This window comes from Coprococcus sp. RTP31081st1_H1_RTP31081_211007 (genome assembly GCF_040227275.1).
GTDB lineage: Bacteria > Bacillota > Clostridia > Lachnospirales > Lachnospiraceae > Coprococcus > Coprococcus aceti.
On the sequence record NZ_JBEHVP010000001.1, the window covers coordinates 332,112 to 344,996 of the forward strand.

Sequence of the window (12,885 nt, forward strand, 5' to 3'; positions counted from 1 at the left end):
AGTATACTCAAGTGACCATGTTTTGTCAACAACTTTTTTCACTTTTTTTATTTTATTTTTTATCGGCCTCCACCAAACAGGTAAATAATGAGATTCACTATGAACAGAATGATGACAACAGGTATCACGATATACCACACTATCTTAAATCCCAGCCAGATAACTCCAAGCACTATACCTATAACAAGTGCAGCCACAAGAATGAGTATTATCGCTGTCAGCACCTTGCCTATCGGTGAACTGAAATCAAGCTTGCCATAAGCAAAGCTTGTATTGCCCTCGTCGTCCACATTTACATGCCAGCCCTTCTGACTGCTTCCGCTGGCTTTGCGGGTGTTGTAGCTGCCATCATACGAAGAGGATTCTGTATCATAATATCTTCCGCTTGCGCCCTGTCCCTCTGTGTCAATGATCGTCTTGGCGATCAGTCTTGCAGATCCCAGAGATGAACATATCTCCTCCTCTGACTTGCCTGCTTCTTTCTGCTTCTTAAAATAATCCTCATAATAATTTATCGTGTCATAATATGTCTGCGTTGAGACATTTCCATCAAGAGCTTTCTTCAGCTCATCCATAAACTCTCTTTTTCGCATATCGCACCTCCGCGCCATTATGTCAATTCTATTTTTATCACTTCATATTAAGATATACGACGACAACTTTGTAGCCGCCCATATCTTCCACCACATAATTTATAGACCTTATATTGCCATAATTGTACAGAAATGACAAGTCAAATGTTTCGTCATCTGTATATATAGCAGCTTCCAGCACATTACTGCCGCCCATCTGTATCCTTATGCCTTTTTTATACTCATCGAACGAGTCATAGGTATAAAACCTCTTTTTATAGAAATTATACGCTGTGTCGGCACACTCTCTGTAGAATTGCTTTTCCCATGAGTGAGTCAGTTCCAGTGTGCTGTCATCGACATTCACATAGGTGTGCTTCAGATAGCTGCCCATATCCGGCAGCGAGTCATCCCATGTCAGATCCACATTATACCATTCTCCGCCGAGCTCTATCTGATTCCATGCATGAAGTCCTTCCTCCGTGCTTCCGACTACTATGTCACATTTGACGCCCAGACAGGACATGATTATGAAGAACGCCTCAGCGTAGCCGTCGCACACGCTCTGGTGAAGCACCAGCGCTCCATATGCCGTATATGCATCATCATTATTGTCGGGATATCCATAGACACAGTTTTCCACTATATAATCGTGCACGGCGATCTCCTTGTCAAGGTCGCTCATGCCATCTGAAATGTTGTCATTTATAAAGCTGTCGATCACCTCATATATCTGCTTCGCCCTTATGTTGTCCTCCGGGATATCCGTTCCTTCTATATATTTTCTGACAGCATAATAATTATCCGACAGTTCATAGTTGAGCTGTATTGCCAGATATCTTCCCGTCTCGATTATTATCCTGTACGTATCCACTGAGCCGTATGCCGAATCTATATATTTGTTGATGTTGTGCACATCACTTTTCGCCACATTACTTACATAATACATGCCCGACTCGTCTCCGTCCTCCATATCCTGGACAACGGCCGCCCGGAACTCCACCAGGCCATCAAGCATCTGGCTGCTCTTGATCACATTGAAGAACAACCACCGCACTCCCACCATCATCAGCGAGAGAACAACTACAATACTTATAACTCCAAGAATCTTCTTTTTTGTACCCAAACTTCCTGTCAATCCTCCATCCCTGCTTTGCTGCGGTGATCCGCCTGTATATTTTATCATCTGTACTTTTGCGCCGCAAGCACCAACCACGCATTTCCTGTGGTTATAAATAAACCTTATTTGTGTTGATATGCGCACTTTTATGTTGTAAAATGTACGTTGTTTGAAAACTACCTTATAATTTACTCAGTTTTCAACCTAAAACAAAAAAATAACAGAAAAGAGGATTTAATATGGCTCAGCTCTGGGGCGGACGCTTCACAAAAGAAACAGACAAATTAGTATATAACTTTAACGCATCTATTTCATTTGATCAGAAATTCTACAGACAGGATATCCGCGGAAGTATCGCACATGTAACCATGCTCGCTTCATCCGGTATTCTCACTGACGAGGAAAGAGATCAGATCATAGCGGGACTTAAGGGCATACTGAACGATGTGGAGAACGGTTCTCTGCAGATCACTTCAGAATACGAAGATATACACAGCTTTGTCGAGGCAAATCTCATCGACAGGATCGGCGATGTGGGCAAAAAGCTCCACACCGGACGAAGCAGGAACGACCAGGTCGCATTGGACATGAAGCTCTATGTAAGAGACGAGATCATCGAGCTCAAGGAGCTTATTTACAAGCTTCTGACTACTCTTCACGGACTTATGAATGAGCACATCGACACATACATGCCTGGATTTACCCACCTCCAGAAGGCACAGCCAATAACTCTGGCACATCACTTTGGAGCATACATGGAGATGTTCAAGCGTGACTACGACAGAATGAACGATATATATGACAGAATGAACTACTGTCCTCTCGGATCAGGTGCCCTCGCAGGAACCACATATCCGCTCGACAGAGAGCTCACCGCTTCTCTGCTGGACTTCTACGGTCCAACTCTCAACAGCATGGATTCAGTTGCCGACAGGGATTACTGCATAGAGCTTTTATCCGCCATGTCTACCATCATGATGCATCTCTCACGTTTCTCCGAGGAGATCATCATCTGGAACTCAAATGAATATCAGTTTGTTGAGCTCGATGATTCATACAGCACAGGAAGCTCTATCATGCCACAGAAGAAGAACCCGGATATAGCCGAGCTCGTAAGAGGTAAGACAGGCAGGGTTTACGGTGCTCTCACCTCCCTTCTCACAACCATGAAGGGAATCCCTCTCGCATACAACAAGGACATGCAGGAGGATAAGGAGCTCACATTTGACGCGATAGACACTGTAAAGGGATGTCTCGCACTGTTCACAGGCATGATAGCCACCATGACAGTCAACAAGCCTAGAATGGAAGCATCAGCCAAGAACGGATTCACCAACGCAACAGATGCCGCAGATTACCTTGTAAATCACGGTGTACCTTTCCGTGATGCACACGGCATCGTCGGCCAGCTCGTTCTGAAGTGCATAGAGGAGAACATCTCCCTCGACCAGCTTAGTCTCGACGAGTACAAGGCCATCTGTCCTGTATTTGAAGATGACATATATACAGCCATCAGCATGGAAGAATGTGTTCAGAAGCGTAACACAATCGGTGCTCCGGGACACGCTGCAATGCAGAAGGTGATCGATGCAAACGACAAGTTCTTAGCATGGGCTGAGCAGGATTTAACCAAGCACACCAAGGAGTGATTTTTATGAACAATACAACAAAAGCCAAATACGATATGGCAGAAAAGATGCTCAAGGTCGATATCTCTCTTGAGGAGGTTGCTCTTATGACCGAACTTCCAATGGAAACACTGAAAAAGATACAGCACGACATAGAAAAAGATGGCCTTGTGACCAGACACGATGTAAAGGATGTTGATCTCGGTACAAGTTATCTCATCTGATCGTCTTCTATCACTATATGCATGTATTGCACAATAAATATCCCCGCTGTTATTGTAAAAACAGCGGGGGTATTTATATTGTGTATCACTATTACTTGTCCTCAAGATACCTTCTAAGACTTTTTATCGCATTCTTCTCGAGGCGGCTGACCTGCGCCTGGGATATGCATATCTCCTCCGCCACCTCCGTCTGGGTCTTTCCCTCAAAAAATCTCAGCCTCACTATATTCTTCTCCCTGTCGCACAGCCTGTCCATAGCCTCTCTGAGATCAAGGTTTTCAACCCACATCTCCTCCTTATTCTTTCTGTCTCTTATCTGATCCATGATGTACAAGGTGTCTCCACCCTCCTGATACACCGGCTCATACAGAGACAGCGGTGCCGATATGGCATCAAGCGACATGACTATATCTTCCTTCGGTATACTTATCTCCTCCGCTATCTCCTCTATCGTCGGCTCCTTATCCTTTGTCTTCTGGAGATTTTCCTTGGCATATATCGCCTTGTAGGCTATATCACGCAATGACCTTGATACTCTTATAGCATTGTTATCTCTGAGATACCTTCTGCACTCACCTATGATCATAGGCACAGCGTACGTACTGAATTTGACATTGAGACTTCTGTCAAAATTATCCAACGCCTTGATAAGCCCTATACAGCCAACCTGGAACAGATCATCCGGATTCTCATTTGAACTGCCAAATCTCTGGATCACGCTGAGCACAAGGCGGAGATTCCCCTCTATAAACTCCTCCCGGGCAGAGCTGTCTCCCTGCTCCATCCTGTCAAACAGCATGTTCTTCTCATCCTCTGTAAGATATGGTAATTTCGATGTATTTACACCACATATAACTACTCTGTTCAGCGCCATATCATGTCCCTCCACGTGTTATCTGTCTAACACTAGGATTGTCAGATACATGCCAATTTATTCATATTTGCACCACTTTTACTGATATATATGCACGCAAAAAGACCATGAAAACCAATTTGTGCCCTAAGACACTCATCGTCTTCATGGTCTCTTATCTTCGTATATCTAGTTCTTTCTGAACTCCTCAAGTTCAAGTCCCTCATTGTGCTGGAGAACCTGATCGATGACCCACTCATTTGCAAATAGGAGAAGCGGATTACCCTTCATGTCCTTAACCTTCTTGACATCGCTCACACGCTTGAGCTTTGTCACGTCTATGGTAGGATCCTTCACCCATCTGATATAGTTATATGGTATCGGCTCAAGTCTTATCTCACAGCCGTACTCATTCTCAAGTCTGTACTTAAGTACATCAAACTGAAGTACGCCGACAACTCCGACTATGATCTCTGAAAGACCCGCAGTGTACTCCTGGAATATCTGTATAGCACCCTCCTGGGCAATCTGGGTAACACCCTTGACAAACTGCTTACGCTTCATGCTGTTGAGCTGAACAACCCTGCAGAAGTGCTCCGGTGCAAATGTAGGGATACCCTCATACTCAAACTTCTTTCCGCCTGTTGTGAGTGTATCTCCAATTGAGAACAGATCAGGATCAAATACACCTATAACGTCACCGGCATACGCCTCGTCGACGATCTTCCTGTCCTGAGCCATAAGCTGCTGTGGCTGGGAAAGTTTGATCTTTCTCTTGCTGGCAGCATGATATACCTCCATGCCTGCCTCAAACTTACCAGAGCAGATTCTCATAAATGCGATTCTGTCTCTGTGAGCCTTGTTCATATTTGCCTGGATCTTGAACACAAAAGCTGAGAACGGCTCTGTTACAGGATCTATGATTCCCTCTGATGAATTACGTCCGAGAGGAGGTGTCGTCATCTTAAGGAAATAGTTCAGGAACTGCTCGATACCAAATGTATTCAGCGCAGAACCGAAAAATACAGGGGAGAGCTCTCCGGCTCTGACCTTCTCTATATCCATCTCCTCTGTGGCACCATCTATAAGCTCTATCTCCTCATTGAACTGGTCAAAGAGGTATGGGCCGACAAGCTCCTTGAGAGCCTCATCGTCTATATGATAATCTGTTTCCTCCGCCTTCTTGGCTCCACCTGTCGATATAGCCTGGAACGTGGACACTATCTTGGTCTTTCTGTCATATACACCCTTGAACTCTTTTCCTGAACCTATAGGCCAGTTGACAGGGCATGTCTTGATACCGAGAACAGTCTCTATATCATCGAGAAGCTCAAATGTATCCCTTGCATCTCTGTCCATCTTATTTATAAATGTGAATATAGGTATATGTCTCATGACACATACCTTGAAGAGCTTTATGGTCTGAGCCTCAACACCCTTGGATGCATCGATCACCATGACCGCAGAATCCGCAGCCATAAGTGTACGGTAGGTATCCTCCGAGAAATCCTGATGTCCAGGTGTGTCAAGTATGTTTATGCAATATCCGTCATAATTGAACTGCAGAACAGACGAGGTTACCGAGATACCTCTCTCCTTCTCTATATCCATCCAGTCCGACACTGCATATTTGGAATTTGCCTTTCCCTTTACAGATCCCGCTGTGTTTATTGCGCCGCCAAAGAGCAGAAACTTCTCTGTGAGTGTAGTCTTACCTGCATCAGGATGTGAAATTATGGCAAATGTCCTTCTTCTGTTGATCTCTTCTCTTAACTTGTCATCCATTATCTTTTCCTCATATACAATTTATTGATTCTTATTCTTCAAAATGTCCCTGTTCTTCTGAGCCCAGAGCATAAGCGACTGTATATTCACAGACATCTTCTCCAGCTCCTCAAGGACAGCATCAAAAGCTGCAACCTCGGTCTCATCGACTATTCCATCAGCGGTGATCTCTATAAGCTGCTCAGATATATCTTCCATCTTCTTGGAGGATCCGAGGAACTGAAGTATGAGCCTGTCAAGGCTGTCCGCATTTATCGGCTTCACCGTCTCTTTTCCTATAGGGCAGTCGCCTGAACAATAGCTGTTACAGAGCTCGGGTATGTCATACGCCTTTGACATGGAAAGTACCTCCTCAGGGTACGGAACTACTGTGCCAAGCTCTATTCTTGAAAGCCTTGTCCTGTCTATATTGAGCACCTCTGCACTCTTCTCCCTGCTTGTAAGGTTATCGTTCACCTTAGACGCATTATATCTTGCGACATAATATTTATTGTTAAGCGCCTTTGTAGCTTTTTTACTCATTTTTTTCTCCTTATGTAGTTCTTCCTAATACACCTAATTAAACATAATAACACACAATATCAGCCGAATCAATCATCTTAATATCCGGTGAAAAAGTTCCATCAGAAGCTGCGCAAAATGCAGCTATAAAGTCTATATTCATATCTCCCTCTGCATGCGCAGGATCCGCTATTTCATCCATATGCATACGGCCGTCACACTCAGCCCTGCATACTGCATAATTGCCCAGCCAGATATTCTTCTTCTCCATATGCGCATTGTCCATGACCATTTGCTGTTCCTCATCCTTCATAAGTATGCCTGTTCCGGTCATCTTGCTGTACGCCTCGCGCCTTGTCCACACACATGTGCTGTATATTTCCGGGTGTGCACACGACATCACACATTTTTTATCCTCATCCGAATACATGCGGTTAACTATGCTGTCCGGTATCCTTCTGACTCTCTCAACGTCTATACCACAAGGCTCACTGCCTATCGCAGCCGCCACACAACCCTCGGTATGGCTTATCGAAAACTGAATGTCCTTTATAAACGGCTTTCCCGCCTTATTCTTCTCATACGTGACCAGCCGTTCATCAATTCCGGCACATTCCCTGAGAGCATGTGCAAGCAGGATTCCCGCTGCAAGACTGGCATTCCTGTCATCCCGCCTCCTGAGACGTTCCACCTTACACCTTCTGTATTCCGATACTGCATCCAGACATCTGCCATATATCCCATCGTCAGCAAATGCCCCCGTATCCATTATATATGCTCTGTATCCGTTAAAAGATTTATTCAAATCCAATTCCATCTCTTTCTACCAAATACGCCATGGTCATAACAACAATACAGCCCCTTAATACTCGCATATTAAAGGGCTGTATAAACTAACCTATATTGTGACAAAATCAGGGAAGCTCTTCATATCCTTGTTCACCTCATCAATATGAAGTCCCTTGTAATCATATACTGCATTGTAAGCCATCTGCATCTCCATCGCACACTGCATCATGGATACCGGAACACCGACAAATATATCATCGATCGAGATCTCTATCTCACCCGGATTGAGCGTTATTGAATCCTCCTTCTCATTGTAAGGTGGAGCCATCAGTATCGCTTTGACTGCCTTGCTGAAATACGGCATCACATTTGGAACCGATATATATTTCTTTGCAAGAAGCTTCTCCTTATATCCGTCAGCAAGAACACACAGAGGCTGTTCCTCTGATATATCATCCACAAACGCCCTGGCAGCCTCCTCCATGATGGATGTTCTCCTGTCGTTGATCGGAGATCCGTACATAACGTTGAGATCCTGCTCAGTGAGCTTCTTATCAGCAAATGCCACTGTGAACATCTTCTCAGGACCATATGCTCCGACACCGGAAAATAGCTCTCTGTATATCTTCTCCATCTCATCCTTGACAGGAACAACTCTTCCACTGTCTATATTGGACTCGTTGTCCAGCATGAGCTTGATGATCCCTGTCTCCATCTCTTTTATCCTTCTGGATGTGACATAATCAGTCGGAAGGAATTCATGTCTCTTGGCTTTCTTGAGTATATTGCCAACAGCCTTATCACCGTTATTCGCAAGATCCTCGATGGAATTCTTCAGATCCTCTCCAAACTGTGAATATATCTCGTCAAGTCTCTCTGCCCTCTGCTGAAGCCATCTAAGTGTATCTCCAAACAGATCCTGTGCATCGAGTTCATCTATAAGCTTTGTTCTCTCCGCAGCAAGTGCTTCCTTGATGCATGCATCGAAATAACCATTTTCAGTCTCCCTCTTCGCTGAAGGGAAAGTGAAGAATCTCTTCGCAACAATGGTCTTGATGGAATCAATGATTCTGGTATATTCACCCGACGGTGTATAATCCTTCATCATCTTCTCAAGCTTTCTGACTTCAGCCATCATACCCTTTGTAGAATCTGTTACACCGGCACTCGGTGCACCTATGACATCTATTGCGCCATATGGGCCAAACTCATTCATATATTTGGATATCACATCATCAAGTGAACTCCAAAGCTTGTTCTTCATCGACTTTATGATAACCGGAAGTTCCTTCTCAAAGTTCTCCATCTTCTTGGCAAAGCCCTCTCGAAGACCGTCCGTATTCTTCTTTATCATCTTATATGTAGGCTTGGTGATCTGACCGTACTGTATGAGACCGTTCACGGCAAGTTTGATATTCTCACCCTGCTCCTCCTGCAGGAATACAGTGAGCTCTGTGAGTACATTCTTGATATCCTCCTCGGCATTGCCCTCCTTGAACGGAGATCTGAACAATCCCTTATATGCCTGGGAAAACAGATCATTCTCACACATATTCTCTATCTCTTTGATAGGAATATGGTAGTCAGCCTCGCTTACTACCTTGTAATAGCAGTTTGACTTCTTGATATTCTCGTCACTGTGCTCCATCTTCCAGTTCGTGATGGAATATCCCTCATTCTCAAAAAATACATCCCTGAGAAGCTTCCTGTCGTTCTCCACGTCATTGTTGCCAATGAACTTGTTACTGGCTAGCCTGTAGAGGAAGCTTGCTGTATCCCTTGTGATGTATCCCTCAGGTATGTAGCCCTGTTCGTCCTTTCTACCTGATACAAGCATGCAGGCATCAAAGAGATTCTCCCTGATGACCATCTTGTTTGACTTACTGATAAATGTATAGTTGTCATCCTTCTCGGAGAGCTTCATATAATAATCAACTTCCTTGAGGGTCGCACATCCATTTGCATTGAGTCTCGCCACAAGCTCTGTATCTTCATATACAGCCTTATGACCGAACAGTACATCCGGTGTGAGCAGGCAACCGCCAATCCTCAGATTGTTCCACTTCTTCGCCTTGCCATACGCACGTATGTTATATGCGACATCTGAGAGAATTCCACTTCCGGTTCCTCCGGCAATTCCGGATACGATCAGAACATCGACTGTTCCCTCCGTCGTCTTGTCGTATACATCCTGAAGCTTATCAAAAAGAAGCATTCTGACATCCGTATATGCATTCGAGAACATCAGACGTCCAATCTGTCTGTTCCCCTTTGCTCCGTCTCTTCCTATCGTGATAGCCGGGAATTCAGGATCCATCCAGTTTGCAAGATTCTCATGGATCGGATTCTTCTGGATTCCATTCTCCAGAACATTCTCAATGTCCGGTCTGTATATACTGATAACCTCAAGGGCATTGAAACCGACACCCTCCTTGCTATCATCTATGGTAGCCTCCATCTCTGCTATATCTGAATCTATCATGAGGAAATTAATGTTATCCTCGGGTGTGATGTTATCCATCAGCATACCCTTAAGCGCGCAAACGGTTCTGCCTCCAAGTCCCCCAAGACCTATTACGAGCAGATTCTTGTTGAATCTGTTCTCATGACTTATACGTCCAAAAACACGTATGTCTTTTAATTTGCTAAACTCCTCTTTTTGAGTATCAATAAGTATCATAGATTATGCCTCTCCTTAATATGCACGTACACTTCTTCCCCCATAGTGAATTTTCTGTACCTGAAAACCCACATTTTCAATTTATCACTATTCTTATTGATTTTCAACAAAAAGCGTTAATTTATTTGGCATTTTTTCTAAATTTTGACATATTTAAGCATTAAACACTTTCTACTTATCTGTCAATTTTACCCTGTCTCCCACAATCTCAAAACAACCGAAGCTTTTGAGAAAGCTTGAAAACTTACTGTATCCATATTTCTTTATGCTGAAGCCGGGTATAATATTCTTAAGTTCTGTATTCAGCAGTCCCATATTGTACATAGTGTCAGAATTCTCCGTGAGAAGTCCCACTATGCGCAGCTTGACAGCACTCTTAGGATCGATATGGTTCTTGATGGACACAAATTTCTGCCTGCCGCTGTCTATATCCAGATCGTCAAACTCCTCACTGAGGAATGTTGACAGCTTGGAATATCCATAATTTCTCACGTCAAAGTCAGGATATTTGTTCACAAGGCGGCTTCCGATCTCACCCATATGAGTCTTCTTATCCTTGTCATCGTTCTCATCTATTATATTGTAGACCGTCTTCTTTATGTCCCTTATGCTTGTGATATATGACTCGTCCACAGCCGCAGCCTCAAGCATGGCATTCTTCGATGCCGGCTTGTTGAGATCCTCTGTCACCAGTGAATCAAGGATCTTGAAGCTTGTACACGCACTCACGAACGCTTTCGGAGTCTTGCGTTCTCCCATTCCGATGACCTGCTTGCCAGCCTCCCTGAGTCTTGATGCAAGCCTAGTGAAATCGCTGTCGCTTGTCACCAGACAGAATCCATCTATATTGCTCGTATAGAGAAGATCCATCGCATCTATTATCATGGCCGAATCCGTTGAATTCTTTCCCGCCGTGTATGAAAACTGCTGTACAGGCTGTATAGAATATGACAGCAGACAATCCTTGTCCCAGCCATTGTTATTCTTTGACCAATCCCCATATATCTTCCGCACCGTTATTGAGCCGAGCCTTGACAGCTCATCAAATATACTCTCAATATATTTTGCCGATACATTCTCTGAATCGATAAGTATCGCATACTTGTTAGAAATCTCACTTGATATTTCTTCCATATAAAAGTCCCTTTCATTTATCAGTTCTCTTTGCCGGTCTCAACCCCAAACTTGCCCGGTCCATCCTGAAAATACTCACGGGTAAGCTTCACAACTGTACCTGACAGCATGAATACTGCGATCAGGTTAGGTATGATCATAAGTCCGTTGAAGGTGTCCGCTATATCCCAGAGAAGTCCGAGATCCATGGTCGCACCGATGATTGCTACAAATGCATACACAACCATGAACGGCTTGATAAGCTTACTTCCGAACAGGAATCCGACACATCTTGAACCGTAAAGTCCCCATCCGAGTATGGTTGAGAACGCGAAACAGCACAAAGCCACCGCTGTGAATATCGATATCCAGTTGCCGTAGGTTGCAACAAAGCCGTTGATCGTGAGATCGGCTCCTGCAGCCTGTCCGTAGGCTACCTCAGTTCCACTGCACAGTATTACAAGTGCTGTAAGTGTACATATAACTATAGTATCAATGAATACCTCGAATATTCCCCAGAGTCCCTGCTGTACAGGATGTTTTACATCAGAGCACGCATGTGCGATCGATCCTGTTCCAAGGCCGGCCTCATTTGAAAAGATTCCTCTCGAAACACCCTTTCTCATGCTGAGAAAAAGGCTTCCAACCACTCCTCCGGTCACTGACTTCGGATTGAATGCCCCCTCAAATATAGATGCAAATACGCCTGGAACGCTCTTGATATTTATAAACACAAGGACCACCGCCATGATGATGTACATAGCCGCCATGAAAGGGACCAGCTTCTCTGTCACGCTTCCAATTCTTTTGATTCCCCCTATCAGAATAAGTGCAACCAATATGGCTATAATAATACCTATCACAAGATTGATGGTAAATGTATTGCTCCTGTCAGCCAGATTATAATTAAAAAGTGCTGAATCTATAGCCGTAGTTATGGTATTTACCTGTGTCGCATTTCCAGTTCCAAAAACAGTGAGTATTCCGAGAACAGAATATGCTATGGCAAGGAAATATGCATTCTTGCCAAGACCATTCTTGATATAGTACATTGGTCCGCCGACCCAGTCTCCATTTGAATCTTTCTCTCTGTAAAAAACAGCCAGTACAACCTCAGCAAACTTTGTTCCCATTCCAAGGAGTGCTGATATCCACATCCAGAACACGGCGCCAGGGCCTCCTATAGCAATCGCTCCCGCAACCCCCGCTATATTACCGGTTCCAACTGTTCCCGCCAGCGCAGTACACACAGCCTGAAACGGACTTATAGCACCGTCCGATGTCTCTTTCTTGTTGAATATCTTTCCGAATGTGTGCTTGAACGCATAACCGAACTTTGTAAACTGAACACCTCGGTTTCGTATAAGGAGCCACAGTCCTACACCCACGATACATATCATGGATGGCACTCCCCATATAAAATTGTTCACCGATGAATTAACATCAGTAATGATCTTAAGTAATTTATCCATATCTGCTCTTTCTCTTTTCGTTTTTCTTATTTTTTACATACCAAGTATGATTTTACAATACATTGTGCTTGTTGTGCAAGAAAAACCGCATCCACTTTAGTCATGGATGCGGTTTTTAATTTATATAATATTGTTATATACTTTTAAC

General features: G+C 44.0%; 11 protein-coding genes. 2 read left to right on the forward strand and 9 right to left on the reverse strand.

The window, feature by feature from the left end:
- Positions 1-59 precede the first annotated feature (59 nt).
- Both ABUA31_RS01450 and ABUA31_RS01455 read right to left on the reverse strand, forming a co-directional pair.
- Positions 60-593: a DUF1700 domain-containing protein gene (locus ABUA31_RS01450; RefSeq protein WP_022216381.1), complete on the reverse strand. Its 534-nt coding sequence runs from the start codon at positions 591-593 to the stop codon at positions 60-62.
- 37 nt (positions 594-630) lie between these two features.
- Positions 631-1,698 carry a transglutaminase domain-containing protein gene (locus tag ABUA31_RS01455; RefSeq protein WP_242859624.1) on the reverse strand — a complete coding sequence of 356 codons (1,068 nt, stop codon included), beginning with the start codon at positions 1,696-1,698 and terminating at the stop codon, positions 631-633.
- A 233-nt stretch (positions 1,699-1,931) separates the two neighbouring features.
- Here ABUA31_RS01455 and argH point away from each other — a divergent pair, with 233 nt between their 5' ends.
- Positions 1,932-3,341 (forward strand): argininosuccinate lyase, encoded by a 1,410-nt coding sequence (gene argH / locus ABUA31_RS01460; protein WP_117548889.1) that lies wholly within the window; start codon positions 1,932-1,934, stop codon positions 3,339-3,341.
- A gap of 5 nt (positions 3,342-3,346) precedes the next feature.
- Complete coding sequence (locus tag ABUA31_RS01465; protein WP_022216378.1) at positions 3,347-3,544, forward strand: hypothetical protein; 198 nt, start codon at positions 3,347-3,349, stop codon at positions 3,542-3,544.
- A gap of 91 nt (positions 3,545-3,635) precedes the next feature.
- On the opposite strand, the gene sigG is transcribed toward ABUA31_RS01465, so the two are convergent.
- The 7 genes from sigG to ABUA31_RS01500 all read right to left on the reverse strand — a co-directional run bounded on the left by sigG (position 3,636) and on the right by ABUA31_RS01500 (position 12,737).
- Positions 3,636-4,418, reverse strand: coding sequence for an RNA polymerase sporulation sigma factor SigG (gene sigG, locus ABUA31_RS01470; protein WP_022216377.1), 783 nt, complete (start codon positions 4,416-4,418; stop codon positions 3,636-3,638).
- A gap of 168 nt (positions 4,419-4,586) precedes the next feature.
- Positions 4,587-6,182, reverse strand: coding sequence for a peptide chain release factor 3 (locus tag ABUA31_RS01475; protein WP_015535017.1), 1,596 nt, complete (start codon positions 6,180-6,182; stop codon positions 4,587-4,589).
- A 21-nt stretch (positions 6,183-6,203) separates the two neighbouring features.
- Positions 6,204-6,704 carry a helix-turn-helix domain-containing protein gene (locus tag ABUA31_RS01480; RefSeq protein ID WP_015535018.1) on the reverse strand — a complete coding sequence of 167 codons (501 nt, stop codon included), beginning with the start codon at positions 6,702-6,704 and terminating at the stop codon, positions 6,204-6,206.
- Positions 6,705-6,741: 37 nt separating this feature from the next.
- Complete coding sequence (locus tag ABUA31_RS01485; protein WP_173795382.1) at positions 6,742-7,488, reverse strand: 4'-phosphopantetheinyl transferase superfamily protein; 747 nt, start codon at positions 7,486-7,488, stop codon at positions 6,742-6,744.
- A gap of 93 nt (positions 7,489-7,581) precedes the next feature.
- On the reverse strand, positions 7,582-10,152 hold the full coding sequence (locus ABUA31_RS01490; protein WP_118649173.1) for a tubulin-like doman-containing protein: 2,571 nt from the start codon (positions 10,150-10,152) through the stop codon (positions 7,582-7,584).
- 171 nt (positions 10,153-10,323) lie between these two features.
- Positions 10,324-11,286 carry an NYN domain-containing protein gene (locus tag ABUA31_RS01495; RefSeq protein WP_349092668.1) on the reverse strand — a complete coding sequence of 321 codons (963 nt, stop codon included), beginning with the start codon at positions 11,284-11,286 and terminating at the stop codon, positions 10,324-10,326.
- A 20-nt stretch (positions 11,287-11,306) separates the two neighbouring features.
- Positions 11,307-12,737, reverse strand: coding sequence for an alanine/glycine:cation symporter family protein (locus ABUA31_RS01500; RefSeq protein WP_349818385.1), 1,431 nt, complete (start codon positions 12,735-12,737; stop codon positions 11,307-11,309).
- Between the last annotated feature and the right edge of the window lie 148 nt (positions 12,738-12,885).